This window comes from Pseudomonas sp. C8002, from assembly GCF_013385765.1.
Taxonomy (GTDB): Bacteria; Pseudomonadota; Gammaproteobacteria; order Pseudomonadales; family Pseudomonadaceae; genus Aquipseudomonas.
On sequence record NZ_JACAPJ010000001.1, the window covers coordinates 108,952 to 129,386 of the forward strand.

The window sequence follows — 20,435 nt, forward strand, 5'->3', positions numbered from 1 at the left end:
TTAAAAATGTTAGTTTTTACCCAGCTGCTGTGCGTTTTTAGACAACGCTGCTGTTCAGGGGAAGAAGGGGAAGGCATGTTCGACTGGAATGATCTGCGGTTCTTTCTTGAGTTACAGCGTAGCGGACGCTTGCTCACGGCGGCGCAACGCCTGAAAACCACCCACGCCACCGTGGCCCGGCACATCGAGGCCATCGAGAAAAGCCTGGGCACTGCGCTGTTCGTGCAGCACGCCCAGGGTTACGAACTCACGCCCTCCGGCGAAGCCCTGCTCAAACATGCCGAAGCCATGGAAAACGTGGCGCTGCTGGCCGAAGAAGAACTGACTCATTCCGCCGCGCCCCTGGGCAAGATCCGCCTGGGGGTGGCCGAGGGTTTGGGCGTGATGTTCCTGGCCAGTCGCATGGGCGGCCTGTTCGAACGCTACCCGGGCCTGGAAGTGGAACTGCTGGCAGTGCCACGGTTTGTCAGCATCCTCAACCGCGAAGCGGAAATCAGCATCCACCTCGAACGCCCCAGCGTCGACCAACTGGTGACCCGCAAACTCACCGACTACCGCCTGGCGCTCTACGCCAGCCGCAGCTACCTGGACCGCACACCGCCGATTGAAAAACGCGAGGACCTGGCGGTGCACGCCTGGATCGATTACGTCGACGATTTACTGTTCAGCCAGGAACTGAAATTCCTCAGCAGTTTCTGCCGCAACCCCAAAGTGGTGTTCCACAGCACCAGCGTGATCGCCCAGCACCAGGCGGCGCGCTCGGGGTTGGGAATTGCCGTATTGCCGTGCTTCATGGCGGCGAGCGACCCGGACCTGGTGCCGCTGCTGCCGGCGGAGAGCATCCAGCGCAGCTACTGGATCAGCTCCCGGCGCGAGTTGCACAAGTCGGTAAGGTTACGGGTGTTGTGGGATTACCTGGTGGAACTCTGCGCGCGGGAGCAAGGGGTTTTGCTGGGGGAGGGTTAGAGCTTCACCACCTGATGCACCTGCTCACCACAGGCACGGATCTCCTTGATCATTTTTTCAAACGGCGCGCTGACAATTTCATCGTGGGTCAGCCAGCGTATTTTCTGCGTCAGGACGTAGTGATAACGCCAGTCGCCCTTGACGCGCTCACCCGTCAGGTCCAGGTCGTACCACGGCGAGCGTACCTGGCAAGCCTTGATGTCCTTGTCGATCTGCCCACCCGACAGTGTGATGGTGTAATCCAGCGTCTCGGGGTTGCCTATGTACAAGTCGGCCAGTTGCCCATTGCGGCGGTAGTTGAGCAGACCGTCCCATTTCTCTTGCAGCAAGGCATCGTTGTAGATGTGGTCGTTGCCCAGCGGTTCCAGGGGCCGCATGTCCGTCAGGGTGGCGCTGACCTTGTAGCTGGCCGGGATCAAGAAGGCGGTGGCGGGGCGCTCGACCTGGCAGTCGGTGATCTGTTTGCCGAAATTGTCGCAGATGTTCTGGTCGCTGGCGGTGGCGCCTTGCTGGCGGTCGGCGACGCTCAGTTGCATCAGCGGCATGCCGCGAAAATCAACGGTGGCCGAGACCCGGGCGGTGCCCTGGGCGTCGAAGCGCTCCTGTTTGTCGAGGATCAACGTGGGGGCGGCGGGTTGCAGCGGGATGTGTTCTTCACGTACCTGGCCCTCGGCGTTGGTCACCAGCACCCAGCGGTCCTGGATGTCGGGCAGGGTCTGGCCGGGGGCGAAGATCGGGTTGGTCGGGTCCAGCCACCACACCTGGCCATCGACTTCGGCGCGGACGATGGCGTGGTTCGGCGCGCCGGTACCGGGAATCAGCAGCGGGTTAACCACATCGCCGCGGCTGACCCAGGCCGGTTCGGCCTTGATCCCGCTGGCCTTGAGCATGGCCGCCAGCAGCGTCGAAAGGTCTTTGCAGTCGCCGTAGCCGTGCTGTTCGATCTCCGCCAGGCTGAAGGGCACATAGCCGCGATCCGAGGCGCGCCAGTCGCCCAGGTAACGATAGTGGTCGTTGATGTGCTGCATCAGGCCGGCCACCTGTTGTGCCGGTGGCAAGCCGCGAACGGCGGCCACGGCGGCGGCGCCCTGGGGCGGCAGCTTGGCGCCGAGGATCTGGTTGTAGCGTTCGGCAAAGCCGCCGAAGTACTGCTGGCGATCCAGGGAGCTGCCGACTTCGATACGCGGGGCGTGGCGTATGTAGGCGTTGGCGGATTCGTTGATGTAGCTGAGGTAGGTCGGGGCCTTTTGCACCACGTCCAGGGTCTTGCGATTGGCCGATGGCGTAATGCTGAAACCCTCCATCAATTCGCTGCGCCACTCGATCGGCCGCTCGGCGGTGAAGCGTGCCTTGAAGTGGTCGCGCCGTGCGGCGTTAGGGCCGAACTGCAAGGCGTAGTAGAACTCGGTCATCAGCGGTTTGGCCGGGTGATGTTCGCGCACCGTGTAGCGGATTTGCGTGCCGACCCGCAGGTTGGGAAACGCCAGCGAGGTCTGTTTTTCCCGGGAGAAACCCTGGTCCGGGTTGGGGGCGGTGCGGGTGTCGATTTGCGTCGGGTCCAGGGGCACAGGTTTACCGCCGGGCTGGGTGGACTCGGCCTTGATCAGTTCGAAGCCGTCTTCTTCCTGGTAGCTGAAGTCGATCCGCGAGAGCATTTCGCGGCCGCTTGGCTTGAGGATGGTGTAGTGAAAGCGGGTAGTGCAGTCGACGCTGGCGTCGCGGTTGAAGTGGCAATGCAGCTCGGTGTCGCTGGCCAGCGGGGCTTCGGCCATTGGTTGCAGGGCGGCAAGCGCGCTGTGGCTGGCAAGCCCCCAGCTGATGCAGATCAGGGGACGGTAAAACGAAAAACGGAGCATGGGCGCCTCAGGCGGAACATTGACACAAGTACCCTAGGGGTACCGAGAAGGCGCCGGATGATAATGGATCGCAACACGAATGCCTAGCATTGTCCGACAATTAATTTCGCTGTAATGCCCGATCTAGAGCCTTCGTTAATGTTTTAAGGATTATTTTTCGAGTTCAAACTCGACGCTTCCCAGCCGCTCACCGTTCACCAGCACATGAACCGCATGCTTGCCGGGATAGTGCTTGCGCGTGGTCAATTCACGGATATGTTGGCCACGGCTGATGGCGTGATGTTCTCCGGCACCCAGGGTAAATGCCTTGAGCTTGAACACCTTGGACGCGCTGTGACCGGCGCTTTTCACATAGTCGATGGCGTAGTCGACCACCAGCTTTTGCGACGAATCGGCAGTGGACTCCAGGCTGAAGGACAGGTTGATCCGCTCCCCCAACTTGATCGCCGCCGGCTCGACCTTGAGTTGATGGATCTTCACTTCGGCCCTGGCCCCGGCGCCCATGATCGTCAGCGCCCGGGTGTTGCCTTGCTTGATCAGGCTGCGCAGCGCGTGGCGGGCGATCCACGCGGTGTGGGGGTTATCCAGGGACCAGCCTTCGATCAGGCCCAGCACCCAATCCGGATGGTCCTTGGTGATGTCGTTGAGGTGGTTGGCCACCGACTTGCGCACGTAGAGGCTGCTGTCGGCCTTGAGATTGTCGAGGATCGAAGCGCACAGGTTCGGATCGGCCTGCACCTCGGCCAGGCGAAACGACCATGGCAGCCGTGGCCGTGAACCTTCGCTGGCGAGGCGTCGTACGTGTTCGTTGTCGTCCAGCGACCACTGTTGCATCACCGCCAGGGTGCGCTTGAAATCCTTCAGCAGAAAATGCCGCACGGCAAACTCGGCGGAGCCGAAGGTGGTGAAGTACTTGAGGGCAGCCATGGAGCGCTTGAAATCATCGCCGCCGTAGCTGGCAACGTAGTGGGGCAGGATCAGGCTGACAAAGGCGCTGTTCAGCCGAGGGGCCAGGGCATACAGCAACTTCAGGGTTTGCGGATAATCCAGCGGGATCACAGCGTTGAGGCTTTCACTGACCCGCGCCATGCGCTGCATCACCGATAGGTCTGCCAACCCGGCCTTGGCGTGTTTGAGAAAACCCTTGGCGTCGAACGCCGGGTACACCGCGGTCATTTCGCTGGCGATGTGTTGCAGGCGTTCGGCGTTGAAGATTTCCTTCAGGGCCGGGGCGCTTTGGTCGGTCATGGGCAAGTCCGCGGTTAGCCAGAGATGCCCACGAGGCTAACCATCAGTGCCTAGAGATACCAGCGATATTCCCGCGCATGAATTTCCTGCTGGAATGCCAGGTGGTCCTGGCGTTTGTTTTCGCAATACACGTCGACAAACTCCGCGCCCAGGCCTTCGCGCAACGTCGGCTGATGCTGCATGGCGCGCACCGCCTCCAGCATTTCCACGGGGAAGTCCGCGCCGCTGTTGCGGTCTTCGTTCAGCGGGGCGATGGGCTCCTTCGCTGCTTCAAGACCATGCTCAAGCCCCACCAGAATCGCCGCCAATACCAGATACGGGTTGGCATCGGCACTCGCCAGGCGATGTTCGATGCGCAGGTTGCGCGGGTCGGATTCAGGGATTCGCACGCACGCGTCACGGTCTTCAAAGCCCCAGCACGCGCGGGTTGCCGCGTTGACCGTGCCACCAAGGCGGCGGAAGGCGTTGTGGTTGGGCGAGAAGATCGGCATGCAGTGCGGCAGCAGTTCCAGGCAACCCGCCACTGCGTGGCGCAACGGTTGCTGCTGGTGGGCCGCCAGCAGGTTATTGCCCGCCGCATCGTACAGGCTGACGTGCACATGCATGCCGCTGCCGGGGTGTTGCAGGTAAGGCTTGGCCATGAAGCTGGCGCGATAGCCGTGCTTGAGGGCCACGCCACGGGTGCTGCGGCAGAACAGGGCGGCCCAGTCGGCGGCGCGCAGGCCGTCTTCCAGGTGGCCGAAATTGATTTCGAACTGGCCGGGGCCGAGTTCGGCGGTAATCACCGTGATGTCGATGCCCTGGGCCTTGGCCGTCTCGACCATATCGTCCAACACCGGCGCAAAGCGTGACAGGCGCTCGATGTGCAAGTTGGGCTGGTCGTCCGCGTCATCACTCAGCGGGTCGCGGGCAAATTGCGGCAGGCCGTCGCTGAGCTTTTTGTCGAACAGGTAGAACTCCAGCTCGAACGCGACCACCGGGTGAATGCCTTTGCGCTGCAGGCGTTCCAGCACCTTGGCCAGTACTTCCCGGGGTTCGAATTCGATGGGCGCTTCGGTGCCGTCGGAGGTAATCAACATCTGCCCCAGCGGCTGCGCCTCCCAGCTCACCGGCTTGAGGGTGCCGGGCACCAGGCGGCGGTTGGCGTCCGGGTCGCCGTCGTGGAAACAATAGTCGCCGATCTTGAACAGGCCGCCCTGGGCACCCAGCAGCACCGCGTTCTGCGGCAGTTTCAACGGGCTGCCGGCGGCGACCTTTTCCAGCATCTCCACCGGGTAGCGCTTGCCGTAGAAATGCCCGGGAATGTCCAGGGCAATCAGGTCGACGTAGCGCACATCGGGATGGTTCTGGCGAAAGGTCCGGACTTCGGCCAAAAGCGTGGAAGCATGGCTTTTCACGGGTGTTGCTCCTAGTTATAGACCCACAGCACGCGGGCTGGCAGGTCGGTCAGGTTGCCGTAGCGGCAGTGGGCAAAACTGGCCAGGTGGAAGCTGTCGCCGGGGCCCAGGGTGACCGAGTCCGGCTCGCCCTCGACCCACAGCGTCAACTCGCCCTCCAGCACGTAACCGGCCTGTTCGGCACGGTCGCTCATGGTTTGTTCGCCGCTGTTGGCACCGGGGGCCAGCAGGCTGTCGAGGATCGAGAACGCGCCGTGCATGCTCGGCGACACCAGGATGTCGGTGATGCCATTGGCGTAATACACCGTGCGCCGTTCGTTGGGGCGGGTGACCCAGTCCACCGCCTTGGGTTTGGACAGGCTGTAGAAATAGGTGGTGGGCACACCGAGGGCGTGGCTGATGGCCGTGAGGTCGGCCACGGTCGGGCGCGACAGGCCGCGTTCAACCTGGGACAGGAAACCCACGGAACGCTCGATCTTTTGCGCCAGTTGCGCCAGGGTGAGCTTCTTGTGCTTGCGCAGGTCGTGGATCAGGATCGCCAGGGCGTCGAGTTCTTCTTGCTTGTCCATGGGCGCTTCGTGAAATTCTTATCGGGAAATTTCATGAAAAATTACAGGATTAATTTCACGAGGGCAATGGGTATGGAGTTGGCAGAGCATTTACGCCGCCTGGAACAGGAGCTGCACCAATGCACCACCCGTGCAGATGCGGCGCGGTTGTCGGTGCTGCTGGCGGATGATTTCGTCGAATTTGGTGCCAGTGGCAATGTGTGGGGCAGCAAGGCCGAGGTGATCGAGGGGCTGCAGGATGAGGTGTTTTCAGCCCGAAGCGTCAGTGACTTTGCAATGAAGGTGCTGGCCGAAGGCGTGGCGTTGGTGACGTATCGCTGCCAGCGCGCGGCGACGGATGCAAATGCGGCGGGGGAGTCGTTGCGCAGTTCGGTGTGGCGCGAAAGCGGCGGGCAGTGGCAGATGGTGTTTCATCAGGGCACGCCGACACGTCAGCGTGCACCTGTGTAAGCGCCGGCAGGTCAGACCGTACGCTTGGCCTCGAACCCCGACAGGCTGACATCATCACGATGCCCGAGCAGCTCGGCCACCACCGAGGTCGGCGACTTGTGCTTGTAGGTGTTGTAGTTGTTGACCGAGTCGTGGAAGAGCTGGCGGGTGAACGCGACACGGCTTTCCAGGCTGGCGATTTCTGCGCTGGGTGACGAGGCATTTTGCGCCGCCGCCAATTGTTGTTCGGCCTCCTTGAATTGGCCGAAGGCTTTTTTGCAGCGATCGAGCAGGGCCACCAGTTCCCTGTAGGTGCCGAACACGTAGAGCGCGAGCAAGGTGACAACGGTCACGAAAATGATGATGACGTGGGTACCAGTCATTGGAATTCCTGAGCGGCTGGAAAAAGGAACCAATCTTATCTGATTAATCGCCGGCCCGGTCGCTGGCCGCCCATCCATCTGCCGCTTCCATCACGGCGCTGAATGATTCCACGCCGCTGCGGTCGGAATCTTTACGCGTCATTCATTGAAGGAAGTGCTCATGAAGTCCAAATCCCTTGTTGCCTGCCTGCTGGTTGCCGCGGGCCTGTCCGCCGCGAGTCTCACCGTCCAGGCCGCGGATACCCCGCAAAAAACCGTGCAGCCTTCGAATATCAATACCCGCGACCTCAAGACGGGAGACCGCGCGCCAGACATTCTGATGCGTAAGGAGTCGGCCATTGCCGACTGGAAGAAACGTGGCCTGAAGCAGCCGGAAGAAGACAGCCAGTGGGCTCGAGTGAACGACAAGTACGTATTGCTCAAAACCACCAACGGCACGATTCTCGACATCACCCCCGTTAAAAAATAAAGCGTTCGGCGGGATGGGTGATCGCGCTTCATCCCGCTGGATTTGATTTTTGCATAAATGCATAAACCAGCATTTTTTTCTTCTTGTTTTGCGTTAAGGTACGTCCGCTGCGGGCCGCAATGGTCCCTTTACCTTGATTGGAATGAGAGCAGGATGCTTGCCACAATAAGAAATTACCCGCGTACCGTGAACCTGTTGTTGTCGGCCACGCTGATCCTCACCCTGGCCAAGGCCATCACCTTCCCGTACCTGGTGATCTACCTCACCAACCACTTTGCCCTCGACATCAGCCAGGTCGGCCTGGTGATCGGCAGCTCGCTGATCGTCGGCTCGCTGCTGAGTGTCTACGGCGGTTTCCTGGTAGACCGCATCAACAGCTACAGGCTATTGCTCAGCTTGAGTGTGGTGTTTGCCCTGGGGTTTATCGGCACGGTGCTGGCCCGGGAAATCTGGTCGTTCTACAGTTGCCTGATCCTGATCAACCTGGCGTACGCGGTGATCGACATCGCGATCAAGTCCGGGTTTGCCAGCCTGTTGCCGGAAGATGAGCGCAGCGAAGCGTTTTCCATCAAGTACACCCTGACCAATATCGGCTATGCCGTAGGGCCGTTTTTTGGCGCGATGGTGGCCAAGCTCGATATCAGCTTGCCGTTTATCCTGTCGGCGGTCCTGGGCTTCGGTTTTTTCCTGCTGTACTGGCGTTGGGGCGACCGCACGCTGGCCACGGTAGACACCACGCAAAAGCCGGTGTCGTTCCTCGCGGTGGGGCGTGTATTGCTGCGGGATCACCGACTGGTGTGCTTCACCGTCGGCGGCCTGCTCAGTGCCGTGGTGTTCGGCCAGTTCACCGCGTACCTGTCGCAGTACCTGGTGACCACCACTACCGCCGAATACACCTACACCATCATCAGCGCGGTACTCACCACCAACGCGGTGTTGGTGATTGCCCTGCAATACGCGATTGGCCGGCGCATTTCCCACCGCTACCTGAGCCAGTGGCTGATCTTCGGCCTGGGCATGTTCATGCTGGGGGTGATTGGCTTTGCCCTGGCGAGCAACGTGTGGTGGTGGATCCTGGCGATGGCGATTTTCACCGTGGGCGAAATCGTGGTGTTTCCGGCCGAGTACATGTTCATCGACCGCATCGCCCCGGACAACCTGCGGGGCATGTACTACGGGGCGCAAAACCTCTCCAACCTCGGTGCTGCCCTGGGGCCGGTGCTGTGCGGGCTGGTGCTGGCCAACCTGCCGGCCCACTACATGTTCTACATGTTGGCAGCGTTCATTGTCGGGGGAGGGGTGTTCTATTTTATCGGGGCGTCGTTGAAAGCCCGCGACATACTGTAGGAGCACGCTTGCTCGCGAAGGTCGTTAACGATAACGGGCCACGCCTGAATGAACGCGGTGCCCGGGCGTTTTTCGCGAGCAAGCCCGCTCCTACAAAGGGCGCAGCGGCAGGTCATCCAGCCTGAGTTTACCGACGGTGTTGCTCTGCAATTCGTACCGCAACTCGTCGACCATCTTTTCCACTTCCTGCGGGGTCTGCAGCTTGTTGACGCTGATCCCGGTGACCACCAAATCCACCCGGCCGCTTTCGGCGTCGAAGACCTTGAGCGTCAACGACGCGTCACGGCACAGGGTGAATTCGCAGGTCAGGGGCGACAGGGCCTCTTCGATGCAGTTGCGCAGTTGGGAGAGCGTAAACATCAGGGTTCTCCTCAGCGACGACGCAGCAACAGGCCCAGCAGCAGGCCGACACCGGCGACGATCGCAACCGTTGCCAGGGGTTTTTGCTTGGCGAAATCGCCGACGGTGTCCAGCGCGTCACCGTAGGTTTGCTGCAACTGGCCAGCGGCCTGGCGAGCTACACCCTCGGCCTGGAGACGTTCGTCACCGGTCAGATCACCCAGAAAACCTTGAGCCTTGCCGGCCACTTTTTCCACGGCGCCTTTGACTTGTTCGCTTTTCATGATGGATTCCTTAAAGGGCATGACATCTCAACGGCACAGGACCCTAAGCCCTATGCCCACCCTTCAAGGTTAAGCAGTGCACCCCCGCGCAATAAGGCGAATTTGCACCGGTCGCACTAGTGCATTTGCACTCTATTTCGGCTTTTTAACCCGCAACTCACCGGCAAACAGCCCGCGCTCACGGGCCCACACGATGGCTGCACTACGGCTATGCACCCCCAGTTTGGAGTACACCGTGGCCACATGGTTACGCACGGTGTTGGGTGCCAGTTTCAGGCGCGAAGCGATTTCCTTGTCGGCCAGGCCTTCGCAAATCAACCCCAGTACGTCGCGCTCGCGGGCGGTCAGGTCGGTAAAGGAAATGTTCGGTACATTGGGGCTGTTGACGCTCTTGGCGTTGGCCAGTTTTTCAATCAGCGTCTGGCTGAACCATGAGGCGTCCTGCATCACTTCCTCGATCGCGGCCACCAGTTCCAGCTCGGAGCGCTTGCGTTCGGTGATGTTCATCAGCACCAGCAGGTAGCAGGGCACATCCTGGATACTGACGGTGTCGGCAGACAGCACACAGTCGATCAGCTCATTGCCTTTCTTGCGAATCTTCAGGTCGAGGCCGTCGAGGTTGCCGGCTTTTTCCAGGGTGGTGAACAGTTGCGTGCAGGCCTGGGCACTGTCGATAAAGTCGATGTCTTCGATGGATTTGCCGATCAGTTCTTCACTGGTATAGCCGGTGATGGTCATGAAGGCTTCGTTGATATCCACCACCTGGCGGTTGGCGGCGTTGCACACCAGGGTCGGCACCGGCGTCAGGCGGAACGACTTGGCGAAGCGTTCCTCGCTCTGACGCAGGGCGGTTTCGGCCTTGCGGCGAGGCTCCAGGTCGGTGAAGGAAAACAGCATGCAGTCTTCCTCATTCATGTCCAGCGGCTGGCCGGCCACGATCACCAGTTTGCTGCCGCCTTCGGGCAGTTTCAGTTCGGCTTGCATCTGTGGAATGGTCGCGCCTTCGCCCAGGCGCTTGACGGCCAGGTCCTTGTTTTCGGCCTGTTCCAGCACGTCCAGTTCATACACCGAGTGGCCGATCACCTGGTCGCGGTTGTAGCCAGTCATCTCCAGGAAGCCCTGGTTGACCTTGATGTAGCGCAGGTCGCTCAGGCGGCAAATCACCGCCGGCGCCGGGTTGGCATTGAAGGTCTTTTCGAAGCGCTGTTCGGCGCTGGCCCATTCGGTGGCGTCGCTCAGGATCAACACCAGCAATTCCGGCTCGCCCGACGCGTCGTCGAGCACCAGGCTGCGCAGGCGATGCACCCAGACTTTTTCCTCGTCGCCGGTGGGGGTGACTTCCACCACCACATCGCTGAACTCTTCACCGTCTGCCACCCGGCTCAGAGGATAATTCTCCAGCACCAACGGGTGGTTGTTGCGATACCGCAAGGCAAAGCGCGCGGCGTATTCCTTGGTGTTGGCACCCAGGTCTTCGACTTTATCCACGCCATGCATCTGCAGCGCGGCTTCATTGGCCCAGAGGATGGTCTGGTCGGCCTCGGCGAGGATCACGCCGTCGGACAAGCCGGAGATGATCTGCTGCAGTTGGCGGCGGTTGGTTTCTTTGGCGAGGACGGCCTGGCTCATGGTTTCTCCTGGGGTAAGTCGCATGGGAAGTACGACACCTGAGGCTCAGGATAGTGCAGAGAAAGTGCCCGGCGCGGGGTGCGAATGCACCAGTGCGCCTAGTGCAATTGTGTCGAGACCGCAGGGCAGGTGCCTCGCCAAACTGGCCACCTACCCACTGTTCAAAGGATTTAACATGACCACTGTCTATGAAACCAACCGTTCGCTGTTTCGTGTGTCCTGGGGCTCGGTATTGGCCGGTAGTGCAATTGCCCTGGTGACCTATCTGGTATTGAGCGTACTTGGCACCGCGATTGGCGCCAGTGCGGTAGACCCGATGGCCGCGGGTAACCCGCTGAGCGGTTTCGGCACCGGTGCCGGGATCTGGCTGTTTGTCTCGACGCTGCTGGCAATCGGTGCCGGTGCATTCGTGGCCGGGCGCACCGCGCCGGATCGCGGCGGCCTGCACGGCGTGCTGAGCTGGACCATCACCACCTTGCTCACCACCTGGCTGCTGGCCGCGCTGGCCACCAGCGTTGTGGGGGCGGCGGGCAATGTCGTCGGCAAGGGCCTGTCGGCTGCCGGCAGCGGGATCGCCGCCGTGGCGCCGGGTATCAGCGACAGCGTCAAGCAGCAACTGAATGAGCAGGGCATCAAGCTGGACTGGAACAGCCTGCAAGGCCAGCTCGACACACTGCTCAAGCAGAGCGGCAAGCCTGAACTGGACCCGGCCAACGTTGAGCAAAAAGCCGATCAAGCCGCTGCGGATGGCAAGCAATCGGCCAACGATGCGGCGACCAACCCAGCCCAGGCCGGTGATGAATTGAAGCAGTGGTTCGAGCGGGTCAAGGCTTCCGGTGAGCCGGCGTTGAACGCGGCGGACAAGCAGGCACTGGTCAACATTGTTGCGGCCCGTACCGGCAAGAGCCAGGCTGAGGCCACCCAGATTGTCGACAACTACGCCCAGGCCTACCAGCAGGCCGTGCAGAAGGTTGACGAACTGAAGCAACAGGCTGAACAGAAAGCCCGTGAAGCCGGTGAAGTCGCGGCCAAGCAACTGTCCCGTGCTGCGTGGAGCACCTTGTTGATGTTGCTGCTGGGCGCAGCGTTGAGCTTCGGCGTGGGTCGCCTGGCGATTTCCACCCGTCGTGTACCGTTGGCCTGATCATGACCTGAGGTGATTTATGTGGCGAGGGAGCTTGCTCCCGCTGGGCGCTGCGAAGCGGCCCCAAAAAAGAGGGGAGCGCTACGCACTGGAGCGCCAGCCCGGTCCAGCGGGAGCAAGCTCCCTCGCCACAATGCTTCGCTGGCACCAAACATGCTAGTGTCAGCACTCCAACATCCACTGGCAGTGCCTGGCGATGCGCGACATCTACAGCGTCTTCAACTCCAACGGCGCCTATGAAACCGGGGCCCATGCCCACGACGAATTCATGCTGATGGTGCCCGAGCACGGCCTGTTGCGTTTCAAGGATGAGGAAAGCGGGCGCACCACCTCGGTGATCGACCGCCAGTTCGTACTGGTGCCGCCGCAATCCAGCCATTCCTCCTCGTCACTCACCGCCAGCCAGGGCCACGTGGCGTTCTACGTCGACCCCGACTACATGCACTACGCCTTGCGTGACCTGTCCGGTGACGCCAACCGCTTGCTGCGCGTGCCCACCCTGGGCATCTGGCAAACCTCCGCGCCGTTGCACCATCTGCTCCTGGCAAAAAAAGCCTTCAGCCAACCCGACCTGTACATCGACCGCCGCCGCCAGGTGGCCCAGGCCGATCACCTGCTGCTGCTCGAATGCCTGGCGATTTCCCTCAGCCAGCCGAGTCTGCAACGCTCATCTACCGAGCGCCACGGCGCCATGCTGGTGCGTGACGTCAAGGCGTACGTGGAAGGCAACCTCGAACATGCGCCGGGGCTGGATGAAATCGCCGAGACATTTCACATGTCGCGCCGCCATCTGACCCGGCTGTTCGCGCTGCACACCGGCGAGACGGTGCTGGCGTACGTCCAGCGCCTGCGCCTGGAGCGCGCGCAGACGTTGTTGCGGCACACCCGCATGTCGGTGCTGGAGATCGCCAATAACGTCGGCTATGAGTCACCGTCACACCTGGCCCATGTGTTTCGCCGGGTGCTGGGCGTGTCGCCGGATGAGTGGCGCCGCGGCTGATACCGCCTCAACTTTTTTGATGTCCCGATCCCGCGCATGATCCGGCCCGATCCCGTGCGCCGCAAATCCGTCATCCGTTCATCCTCACCCCGTCAACAACAAACAAGTCCGGCCTACCGGACGAGGAGGGGCGGTGAGTGCAAAACCCTTTATCAGCTTCGCAGGGGTGCAAAAAAGCTTCAAAGTCGAGGGCCGCCAGTTTGTGGCCGTGCGCAACGTATCGCTTGAAGTTCAGCGGGGCGAAATCATCACCCTGGTCGGCCCTTCGGGGTGCGGCAAGTCCACCTTGCTCAACATGACCGCCGGGCTCTTCGGCCCCACGGAGGGCCAGGTGCATTACGACGGCGCCGAGGTCAAGGGCGTCAACACCCGTGTCGGCTACATGACCCAGGCCGACCACTTGCTGCCGTGGCGCACCGTGGCCGGCAACATCGCCGTGCCGCTGCAAATCCGCCGCATGCCCAAGGCCCGGATCGACAGTCGCGTCGAGGAGCTGATGGCGCTGGTGGGCCTCACCGGTTTTGGCGAAAGCTACCCCAACCAGCTTTCCGGCGGCATGCGCAAACGCGCGGCCATGGCGCGCTTGATGGCCAGCGACCCGGAAACCCTGCTGATGGACGAACCCTTCGGCGCCCTTGATGCGCAGATGCGCCTGACCCTGCAGACCGAACTCTTGCGCCTGTGCCGCAAGCTCAATAAAACCGTGCTGTTCGTCACCCACGATGTCGATGAAGCCATCGCGCTGGCGGACCGCTGCGTGGTGTTCGCCGGTCGCCCGGGCACCATCGACCATGTGCTCGATATTCCCTTGGGCGGTGAACGCAACCTGGTGCAATTGCGCTCCGACCCACGCTACGTGGAACTCTGCGCCGCCCTCTGGAAACGCTTGGCGCCCGACGTCGCCGGTGCTGCCGATCCCGCCTCATTGGCTCACTCGCTGGAGGTCGTATGATCCAGGTCTATCGCTTGCTGTTCCTGATTTTCCTGCTGGTGTTCTGGGAGTGTGTGTCCCGCTGGTTCGGCGTGGAATTTTTCATCAGCCGGCCTTCGGCGGTGGCGCAAAGCCTGTGGAAAATCCTCATGAACGGGGTGTTCTTCTATCACGCCGGCATCACCACCCTGGAAGCCGTGCTGGGCTTCTTCTTCGGCTCCCTCGCAGGCTTGATCGCCGGTTTGGTGCTGGGCCGCGCCAAGCTGCTGGCGGATATTCTCGACCCGTTCCTGACCGCCTTCTACAGCTTGCCGAAAGTCGCGCTGGCGCCGCTGTTCATCCTCTGGTTCGGCATCGGCTTGCCGATGAAAGTCATCCTGACCGCGGCCGTGGTGTTCTTCCTGGTGTTCCTCAACACCTACAGCGGCGTGCGCAACGTGTCCCGCGAGCAACTGACCATCCTGCGCCTGATGGGCGCCAAGGAGCGCGACCTGTTGACCATGGTGGTCATCCCGTCCGCTTTCACCTGGGTATTCACCGGCCTGCGCCTGTCGGTGCCCTATGCGCTGATCGGCGCGCTGGTGGGCGAGATCATCGCCGCCAACCGGGGCCTGGGCTACCTGCTCTCGGATGCAGCCTCGCAGTTCGATACCGCCGGTGTATTTGCCGCACTGGTGGGCATCATCGCCCTCGCGCTGATCCTGAACACGGCGGTGAAGCTGGCAGAACGCAAGTTGATGCCGTGGAAGGCCAACGAAGCGGAACGTGAAGTTGCGGTTTAACCCCTTATTTTTGCGGAGCTTGATCATGCTCAAACCACTGTTCATCGCCAGCGTTTTACTCGCCTCATGCCTGCCCGCCGCGCAGGCCCGGGACCTGACCAAAGTCACCCTGGCGTTCCCCAGCGAAGGCTTCCTCTATGTGCCGATTTACGTCGCGCAGAAGCAAGGCTACTTCGCCGATGAAGGCCTGAATGTGGACGTCATCGTATTCCAGAAAGGCGGCTCGGCAGCACTCACCGCCGTGCTGGGGCGTGATGCGGATGCGTACGTCGGCCTGCCCGCCGTCGCGGTGCGCGCCCGCACCAAAGGCCAGAATGTCCAGGCGTTCGCCGCCGTGCAAACCCAGTTCGGCAGCACCGTGGTGATCGACGGTGCCTCGGCGCAAAAGGCCGGCGTGTCGGCCACCTCATCCCTGGCCGCCCGTGCCCAGGCCCTCAAGGGCTTGAAGATCGGCGTCACCGGCCCTGGCAGCACCACCGACATGCTGGTGCGCTACCTGGCCAAGGATGCGGGGCTCAACCCGGACAAAGACTTCACCATCATGCCCATCGGCGGCGCGCCAAACATGCTCGCGGCGTTTTCCCAGGGCAGCATCAACGGCTTCTCGCTGTCGCCACCCACCATCACCACCGCCGAGAAGCAAGGCGGCTTTGTGTTGATGGACCTGGCCAAGGGCGAATACAAACCCCTGGACGGCTTCCTCTTCACTGCGATGATTGCCCGTGAAGACTGGCTGGCCAGCAACAAGGTCACGGCCGAAAAAATGGTCCGCGCCCTGTGGCGTGCCGAACACCTGATTGCCAGCGACCCGGACAAGGCTCGCGAGTCGGTGCGCCCGTATTTCGCCCACACCGACGCCGCCATCTTCAATGCTGCCTGGACCGCTTCGCTGCCGTCCTACCCGGCCACGCCGCGCATCGAGAAAGACGGCGTTGAGAAAAACATTCGCTTCATGAACGCTGTGGAGAGCGACCCGGTCGAACTCGACCCGCAGCAGGTCTACACCAACTCCATCGTCGACGCCGTGGCGCCGACTGTTTCCACCCTTCAGGGAGAGGCGAAATGACGCCCGAGGTTCACCTGGTCAATGTTTTTCCCGCCACCGCCCGTGGCGGCAACCCCGCGCCAACCGTGGCCGTCGCCGATGGCATGAGCGATGCCGACATGCAGCAAGTCGCCCGCGACTATGGCCATGAGTGCGGCTTCGTGTTCGCCGCACCGGTTGGCAGCGAGTTCGATTTTGCCTTGCGCTTCTGGGTGCCCAACCACGAGATGGAAATGTGCGGCCACGCCACCGTGGGAGCGGTGTGGCTGCTGGATCGGTTGGGCATGCTGCACAAGGACCGCCTGACGTTATCGACCCTGAGCGGTCCGGTGGATGCGCGGATCACCGCTGCGGGCACCCCGGATATCCAGGTGGAAATCAGCCAGCCCAAGGGCCAGGTCGAGGCGTTGAACGATGCCGAAGTCGAGGCCGAGATTCTGTCGGTGCTCGGCATCACTTCCAACGAACTGGCACCGCTGCCGATCCAGAACGCTTGCACCAGCCGGGTGAAAACCCTGATCGCGCTGAAAAGCGTGGCGGTACTGGATAGCCTGAAACCGGATTACCGGCGGATGCAGCAACTGTGCGAGCGCATCGGCTCCACCGGTTTGTACCCCTATGCGCCATCGGATCTGGACGGGCGACAATTTGATGCGCGGCAGTTTCCCAAGTCCTCGGGTTACCCGGAAGACGCCGCCACCGGCATCGCGGCTGCCGCGTTGGCGTTTGGCTTGTTGGAGAATGGCCTGGTGACGGCAGATGATCGCCCAGTGCACATCCGCCAGGGCCGGGCCATGGGCCGACCTTCGCAAATCTCCCTGCGGTTTCGCCGGGATGAAGCGGGGCAGGTGCAAGGCTGCTGGCTGGGTGGGCATGTGGAATTTGTCGAGGAACCGGCATGAGCGTGCGCGAAAAACTGCAAGCCCTCGGGCTGGAATTACCCGAGGCGCCGAGCCCCAAGGGAGACTACGTGCCAGTGACGATTCATGGAGGCGTGGCGTATGTCAGCGGGCAGGTTTGTCGGCAGGGTGACAGCGTGATTACCGGGCCGGTGACGGACCAGACCTCTACGGAGTTGGTCAACGAAGCAGGGCAGACCTGTGTGCTGCGGGCCTTGAGCGTGCTGGACCAGGCGGTAGGGCTGGAGAACGTCGAGCGCATCCTGTTCGTTCGCGGGTTTGTGTTTGGCGGGGAAGGTTTCCAGGGCTTCTCCAAGGTGGTCGACGGCGCGTCGCAACTGTTGATTGAGCTGTTTGGCGAGCACGGCCGGCATGCGCGTTCGGCGGTGGGCGTGTCGGGATTACCCAGCAACGGCCTGCTGGAACTGGAACTGACGGCGGTCGTTGCCTGAACCACCCACCAAAATGTGGCGAGGGAGCTTGCTCCCGCTGGGCTGCGCAGCCGCCCCAAAACCGATGATCACAGTGCCTCAGGCATACCGCGTCAACCGGTCCGGGAGCGCTTCGCGCTCCAGCGGGAGCAAGCTCCCTCGCCACAGGATTCGTGTTGCTTTCACCTCTGCAGGAACCCCGGCGAACGAGTAAACTGCCCGCCTTTTATTCTCACGACGAGACGGTGAGCTTTTGAACGCAGGAAAAACCGCAGGGCTGTTGCTGCTCACCGCCTTATTGGCGGGATGCGGCACCTCGCCACCCCGCACCCCCAACGACATCTGCGGCATCTTCCGCGAAAAAGACGATTGGTACGACGCCGCCAAGGTGACCCAGGCGCGCTGGGGCGTGCCGATCCAGGTGCCGTTCGCGATCATGTATCAGGAATCGGGCTTCCGGCAGGACGCCAAGACCCCACGCAAGTACCTGCTGTGGATCATCCCCTGGGGCCGTGTGTCTACGGCCTCCGGCTACGCCCAGGCCAAGGACGAAGTGTGGAGCGACTACCAGAAAAGCACCGGACGCTACGGCGCCAGCCGGCAGGACTTTGACGACGCCATCGACTTTGTCGGCTGGTACATGGACAAGACCTACACCATCAACGGCGTATACAAATACGATTCCTACGGCCAGTACCTGAATTACCACGAAGGCTGGGGCGGTTACCGGCAGCGTACCTACGCGAGTAAAGCCTGGCTGATGCCGGTGGCGGGGAAGGTGCAGGCGCGTTCGCAGATGTATGCGGCGCAATATGCGGGCTGCAAGAATGATCTGGGGCGTGGGTTCTGGAGTCGGTTCTGGCATTGGCTGTGACTTTGGATAGCGGGAGAGCACGATGAGCACCGAACTGGAAATCACCGACATCCGCCTCGGCGACGGCAAAACCGTGGTCAAAGGCGCCCTGATCACCACGCAATACACCGGCACTCTGGAAGACGGCACGGTGTTCGACTCCTCATGGGAACGCGGCAAGCCGTTTCAATGCGTGATCGGCACCGGTCGCGTCATCAAGGGCTGGGACCAGGGGCTGATGGGCATGAAAGTTGGCGGCATTCGCACGTTGTTTGTGCCGGCGCACCTGGCCTACGGCGAGCGCTCGATGGGGGCGCATATCACGCCCAACAGTAATTTGCGGTTTGAGATTGAGTTGCTGGAAGTACTGACGCGGGATGATTGAGGGGCGGTGAACATGGATGTTGTTGAAGCAGGGGAGTTGCCGCGCAGTTCGATAGCGGGCATTCGGGTGGTTGAGCTGACCCTTGAGGATGAAGCCGAGTTGCAGCGCTTTTTCGAAGCAGCCCCGGAATATTTTCTCGCGGTCAACGGTGAGCCAGCCACACCCACGGAGGCGCGAGATGAGTTGACTCTTCAACTGCCCGACACCTGGAGCTACACGCGGATGTATTGGATTGGCTACCGCAATGCCGAAGGGCAGTTGGTTGCGGTGGTGAATGTGGCGTCAGATCTGTTGGCGGTCGGGGTTTGGCATATCGGGTTGCTGTTGGTGGCCACGCCGTTGCATGGCAGCGGTTTTGCGCGGCAGTTGCATGCCGATTTCCAGGATTGGGTAGTGAGCCTGGGCGCACGCTGGTTGCGGTTGACGGTGGTGGTGGGGAACGTCAAGGCTGAGCGGTTCTGGCCCCGGCTTGGGTATGTTCAGGTGCGGACTCGGGATGGCATCGAGATGGGGCGGCAGGTGAATCGGGTTTCCATTCAGGTGAAGGCGTTGGCGGGTGGGGCGATCAATGAGTATTTGGCGCTGGTGGAGCGTGATCGACCGTCTTCTGCGTAGCAGCTGTCGAGCCTGGGAGAGGCTGCGTTCGGCGACTCGGTGGAGTGTCTGGCTTGATGATCGCAGTGTGGCCGACGCAGCCTCGCTTGGGCTCGACAGCTGCTACGGGGGGGAGAGCTGCGCAGTGGTGCGTACCTGAACCCTCCCTGAAGAACCTGCCCAAACCCATCGGGTAAATTTTCCTACGGTTTACTCTCATTAATTCGGAGCGTAAGCTTCGCGCGTTTTCATCAATAGCGGAGACCCTCAGTGGGTACTTGTTCGAGTGACAGTCGTCTGCCGGTCTCGATAACCGGCACATACTTGGCAAGATAACGCGCATTTTTCCGATGCCGTTGTCTCGCCCAGAAGCGAGAAGCGGCATTTCGATGGCGGCCAGTCCTGGCCCGATTCCGAATTCCCTCTCATCGACGCTTAACAGTACGTGATGCCTTGCATCGCGGTACTGCGGACGCGCCTGTCGTTTGCGACGGGCGGGCCTGTCCTGTCGTGCCCGTGACTCAATCACGGCCCAGGATGGTCGTACCTGGCCGAAGGTTCCTTGCGTAAGTTTGGCTGGTAATGAATAGGGAAGACGCCTATGCAAGCAATCAACAACATCAACCTCAACTCGCTGATCGACACGCTGGTCAGCCTCACCGCGGCCTTCATTCTCGGTGGCCTGATCGGGTTTGAGCGTCAGTACCGCCAGCGCACGGCGGGGCTGCGCACCAACGTGCTGGTGGCGGTGGGAGCGGCGATTTTCGTCGACATGGCCAACCGCCTGGGCGGCGCCGAAGGGGCGGTGCGGGTCGTGGCCTATGTGGTCTCGGGCATCGGTTTTCTCGGTGCCGGTGTGATCATGCGTGAAGAAGGCAACGTGCGCGGCCTGAATACTGCGGCCACGCTCTGGGCGTCGGCGGCGGTGGGTGCCTGTGCCGGTGCCGACCTGATCCTCGAAGCGCTGCTCGGTACGCTGTTTGTGCTGGCGGCCAACACGCTGCTGCGCCCGATCGTCAATAACATCAACCGCCAGCCACTGGACGTGGTGTCGGCCGAGGTGACCAACATTTTGTATGTGGTAGCCCGGCGTACCCAGCAGAAGGCGGTATTGGCCTTGCTCGAAGCCGAACTCGCTCGCTGCAACTACCCGGCCAGTGATGTGGACGTACGTCCCTTTGGTCCTGAAGAGGTGGAAATCGAGGCGACGCTGGCCGTGACCTCGGTAGACGGTGACGAACTGGATGCGCTGGTGGCCCGTATTTCCACTTCAGCCCTTGTGGTGCAAGCGTTCTGGAGTCCGAGTACCACCGACTAGGCCGCCTTGGCGCCCCCGGGACCGGCTCTTTACTATGCTTGTGGTGAGGAAAAGTCCTACATTCAGCTGGGACTATCCCTTCAGTTGTTACGCCGTTCCATTGGTAAGGTTGCGCGCTTGCGACTAGCCAGGCACGC

The 20,435-nt window shown here is 61.6% G+C and carries 23 protein-coding genes; 15 read left to right on the top strand and 8 right to left on the bottom strand.

The annotated features are described in order from the left end of the window. Positions 1-75: 75 nt before the first annotated feature. Positions 76-966: a LysR family transcriptional regulator gene (locus tag HX814_RS00535; RefSeq protein WP_003211603.1), complete on the top strand. Its 891-nt coding sequence runs from the start codon at positions 76-78 to the stop codon at positions 964-966. Here HX814_RS00535 and HX814_RS00540 read toward each other — a convergent pair. The 4 genes from HX814_RS00540 to HX814_RS00555 all read right to left on the bottom strand — a co-directional run bounded on the left by HX814_RS00540 (position 963) and on the right by HX814_RS00555 (position 6,036). Further along, positions 963-2,822: a DUF3857 domain-containing transglutaminase family protein gene (locus tag HX814_RS00540; protein ID WP_134326886.1), complete on the bottom strand. Its 1,860-nt coding sequence runs from the start codon at positions 2,820-2,822 to the stop codon at positions 963-965. The genes HX814_RS00535 and HX814_RS00540 overlap by 4 nt on opposite strands. Positions 2,823-2,972: 150 nt before the next feature. After that, positions 2,973-4,070 (bottom strand): DNA alkylation repair protein, encoded by a 1,098-nt coding sequence (locus tag HX814_RS00545; protein WP_177009751.1) that lies wholly within the window; start codon positions 4,068-4,070, stop codon positions 2,973-2,975. Between the two features lie 50 nt (positions 4,071-4,120). Further along, entirely contained in the window at positions 4,121-5,467 is a 1,347-nt protein-coding gene (locus tag HX814_RS00550; protein ID WP_087694088.1) for a glutamine synthetase family protein, read from the bottom strand. 11 nt (positions 5,468-5,478) lie between these two features. After that, positions 5,479-6,036: a helix-turn-helix domain-containing protein gene (locus tag HX814_RS00555; RefSeq protein WP_003211595.1), complete on the bottom strand. Its 558-nt coding sequence runs from the start codon at positions 6,034-6,036 to the stop codon at positions 5,479-5,481. Positions 6,037-6,108: 72 nt separating this feature from the next. Between HX814_RS00555 and HX814_RS00560 the strand changes: the two genes are divergently transcribed. Beyond that, entirely contained in the window at positions 6,109-6,486 is a 378-nt protein-coding gene (locus tag HX814_RS00560; RefSeq protein ID WP_256344142.1) for a DUF4440 domain-containing protein, read from the top strand. A gap of 11 nt (positions 6,487-6,497) precedes the next feature. Here the strand turns inward: HX814_RS00560 and HX814_RS00565 are convergent, their stop codons facing one another. Next, on the bottom strand, positions 6,498-6,848 hold the full coding sequence (locus HX814_RS00565) for a LemA family protein (RefSeq protein ID WP_003211591.1): 351 nt from the start codon (positions 6,846-6,848) through the stop codon (positions 6,498-6,500). A 160-nt stretch (positions 6,849-7,008) separates the two neighbouring features. Here HX814_RS00565 and HX814_RS00570 point away from each other — a divergent pair, with 160 nt between their 5' ends. Next, positions 7,009-7,317, top strand: a complete 309-nt coding sequence (locus HX814_RS00570) for an RcnB family protein (RefSeq protein ID WP_177009750.1) — start codon at positions 7,009-7,011, stop codon at positions 7,315-7,317. A gap of 153 nt (positions 7,318-7,470) precedes the next feature. Then, positions 7,471-8,664 (top strand): MFS transporter, encoded by a 1,194-nt coding sequence (locus HX814_RS00575; protein ID WP_102369374.1) that lies wholly within the window; start codon positions 7,471-7,473, stop codon positions 8,662-8,664. Between the two features lie 90 nt (positions 8,665-8,754). On the opposite strand, the gene HX814_RS00580 is transcribed toward HX814_RS00575, so the two are convergent. From HX814_RS00580 to HX814_RS00590, 3 genes are all read right to left on the bottom strand, one after another. Further along, positions 8,755-9,024, bottom strand: a complete 270-nt coding sequence (locus tag HX814_RS00580; RefSeq protein ID WP_003211585.1) for a DUF1652 domain-containing protein — start codon at positions 9,022-9,024, stop codon at positions 8,755-8,757. An 11-nt stretch (positions 9,025-9,035) separates the two neighbouring features. Continuing rightward, positions 9,036-9,287, bottom strand: a complete 252-nt coding sequence (locus HX814_RS00585) for a CsbD family protein (RefSeq protein WP_003211583.1) — start codon at positions 9,285-9,287, stop codon at positions 9,036-9,038. Between the two features lie 132 nt (positions 9,288-9,419). Then, on the bottom strand, positions 9,420-10,916 hold the full coding sequence (locus HX814_RS00590) for a PAS domain S-box protein (RefSeq protein WP_177009749.1): 1,497 nt from the start codon (positions 10,914-10,916) through the stop codon (positions 9,420-9,422). 175 nt (positions 10,917-11,091) lie between these two features. On the opposite strand from HX814_RS00590, the gene HX814_RS00595 reads away from it, so the two are divergent. From HX814_RS00595 to HX814_RS00645, 11 genes are all read left to right on the top strand, one after another. Further along, a complete protein-coding gene (locus HX814_RS00595; RefSeq protein WP_177009748.1) occupies positions 11,092-12,060 on the top strand; it encodes a hypothetical protein in 969 nt (322 codons plus the stop codon). A gap of 196 nt (positions 12,061-12,256) precedes the next feature. Further along, positions 12,257-13,060 (top strand): AraC family transcriptional regulator, encoded by an 804-nt coding sequence (locus HX814_RS00600; RefSeq protein WP_003211578.1) that lies wholly within the window; start codon positions 12,257-12,259, stop codon positions 13,058-13,060. Positions 13,061-13,193: 133 nt separating this feature from the next. Continuing rightward, the gene (locus HX814_RS00605; RefSeq protein WP_003211576.1) at positions 13,194-14,012 is read left to right on the top strand and encodes an ABC transporter ATP-binding protein; all 819 of its coding nucleotides are present in this window, start codon (positions 13,194-13,196) and stop codon (positions 14,010-14,012) included. Beyond that, the gene (locus tag HX814_RS00610) at positions 14,009-14,773 is read left to right on the top strand and encodes an ABC transporter permease (protein WP_008435867.1); all 765 of its coding nucleotides are present in this window, start codon (positions 14,009-14,011) and stop codon (positions 14,771-14,773) included. Before HX814_RS00605 ends, HX814_RS00610 begins: the two co-directional genes overlap by 4 nt. A 25-nt stretch (positions 14,774-14,798) precedes the next feature. Continuing rightward, positions 14,799-15,839, top strand: a complete 1,041-nt coding sequence (locus tag HX814_RS00615) for an ABC transporter substrate-binding protein (RefSeq protein ID WP_177009747.1) — start codon at positions 14,799-14,801, stop codon at positions 15,837-15,839. Further along, positions 15,836-16,720 carry a PhzF family phenazine biosynthesis protein gene (locus tag HX814_RS00620; protein ID WP_177009746.1) on the top strand — a complete coding sequence of 295 codons (885 nt, stop codon included), beginning with the start codon at positions 15,836-15,838 and terminating at the stop codon, positions 16,718-16,720. Before HX814_RS00615 ends, HX814_RS00620 begins: the two co-directional genes overlap by 4 nt. Further along, positions 16,717-17,169: a RidA family protein gene (locus tag HX814_RS00625; protein ID WP_008435864.1), complete on the top strand. Its 453-nt coding sequence runs from the start codon at positions 16,717-16,719 to the stop codon at positions 17,167-17,169. The genes HX814_RS00620 and HX814_RS00625 overlap by 4 nt, the downstream gene beginning before the upstream one ends. 232 nt (positions 17,170-17,401) lie before the next feature. After that, a complete protein-coding gene (locus HX814_RS00630; RefSeq protein ID WP_177009745.1) occupies positions 17,402-18,022 on the top strand; it encodes a hypothetical protein in 621 nt (206 codons plus the stop codon). A gap of 22 nt (positions 18,023-18,044) precedes the next feature. Continuing rightward, positions 18,045-18,386 (top strand): FKBP-type peptidyl-prolyl cis-trans isomerase, encoded by a 342-nt coding sequence (locus tag HX814_RS00635; RefSeq protein WP_003211564.1) that lies wholly within the window; start codon positions 18,045-18,047, stop codon positions 18,384-18,386. A 12-nt stretch (positions 18,387-18,398) separates the two neighbouring features. After that, complete coding sequence (locus HX814_RS00640; RefSeq protein ID WP_177009744.1) at positions 18,399-19,001, top strand: GNAT family N-acetyltransferase; 603 nt, start codon at positions 18,399-18,401, stop codon at positions 18,999-19,001. A gap of 580 nt (positions 19,002-19,581) precedes the next feature. Next, on the top strand, positions 19,582-20,298 hold the full coding sequence (locus HX814_RS00645; RefSeq protein WP_003211562.1) for an MgtC/SapB family protein: 717 nt from the start codon (positions 19,582-19,584) through the stop codon (positions 20,296-20,298). Positions 20,299-20,435: the final 137 nt, after the last annotated feature.

Excerpts from the sequence above, each read along its gene's own strand:
- HX814_RS00560 (WP_256344142.1), top strand. The coding sequence starts at position 6,109 with ATGGAGTTGGCAGAGCATTTACGCCGCCTGGAACAGGAGCTGCACCAA.
- HX814_RS00595 (WP_177009748.1), top strand. The coding sequence starts at position 11,092 with ATGACCACTGTCTATGAAACCAACCGTTCGCTGTTTCGTGTGTCCTGG.
- HX814_RS00545 (WP_177009751.1), bottom strand. The coding sequence starts at position 4,070 with ATGACCGACCAAAGCGCCCCGGCCCTGAAGGAAATCTTCAACGCCGAA.
- HX814_RS00645 (WP_003211562.1), top strand. The coding sequence starts at position 19,582 with ATGCAAGCAATCAACAACATCAACCTCAACTCGCTGATCGACACGCTG.
- HX814_RS00615 (WP_177009747.1), top strand. The coding sequence starts at position 14,799 with ATGCTCAAACCACTGTTCATCGCCAGCGTTTTACTCGCCTCATGCCTG.
- HX814_RS00610 (WP_008435867.1), top strand. The coding sequence starts at position 14,009 with ATGATCCAGGTCTATCGCTTGCTGTTCCTGATTTTCCTGCTGGTGTTC.
- HX814_RS00565 (WP_003211591.1), bottom strand. The coding sequence starts at position 6,848 with ATGACTGGTACCCACGTCATCATCATTTTCGTGACCGTTGTCACCTTG.
- HX814_RS00535 (WP_003211603.1), top strand. The coding sequence starts at position 76 with ATGTTCGACTGGAATGATCTGCGGTTCTTTCTTGAGTTACAGCGTAGC.
- HX814_RS00540 (WP_134326886.1), bottom strand. The coding sequence starts at position 2,822 with ATGCTCCGTTTTTCGTTTTACCGTCCCCTGATCTGCATCAGCTGGGGG.
- HX814_RS00640 (WP_177009744.1), top strand. The coding sequence starts at position 18,399 with ATGGATGTTGTTGAAGCAGGGGAGTTGCCGCGCAGTTCGATAGCGGGC.
- HX814_RS00580 (WP_003211585.1), bottom strand. The coding sequence starts at position 9,024 with ATGTTTACGCTCTCCCAACTGCGCAACTGCATCGAAGAGGCCCTGTCG.
- HX814_RS00570 (WP_177009750.1), top strand. The coding sequence starts at position 7,009 with ATGAAGTCCAAATCCCTTGTTGCCTGCCTGCTGGTTGCCGCGGGCCTG.
- HX814_RS00600 (WP_003211578.1), top strand. The coding sequence starts at position 12,257 with ATGCGCGACATCTACAGCGTCTTCAACTCCAACGGCGCCTATGAAACC.
- HX814_RS00555 (WP_003211595.1), bottom strand. The coding sequence starts at position 6,036 with ATGGACAAGCAAGAAGAACTCGACGCCCTGGCGATCCTGATCCACGAC.
- HX814_RS00635 (WP_003211564.1), top strand. The coding sequence starts at position 18,045 with ATGAGCACCGAACTGGAAATCACCGACATCCGCCTCGGCGACGGCAAA.
- HX814_RS00585 (WP_003211583.1), bottom strand. The coding sequence starts at position 9,287 with ATGAAAAGCGAACAAGTCAAAGGCGCCGTGGAAAAAGTGGCCGGCAAG.
- HX814_RS00575 (WP_102369374.1), top strand. The coding sequence starts at position 7,471 with ATGCTTGCCACAATAAGAAATTACCCGCGTACCGTGAACCTGTTGTTG.
- HX814_RS00620 (WP_177009746.1), top strand. The coding sequence starts at position 15,836 with ATGACGCCCGAGGTTCACCTGGTCAATGTTTTTCCCGCCACCGCCCGT.
- HX814_RS00625 (WP_008435864.1), top strand. The coding sequence starts at position 16,717 with ATGAGCGTGCGCGAAAAACTGCAAGCCCTCGGGCTGGAATTACCCGAG.
- HX814_RS00590 (WP_177009749.1), bottom strand. The coding sequence starts at position 10,916 with ATGAGCCAGGCCGTCCTCGCCAAAGAAACCAACCGCCGCCAACTGCAG.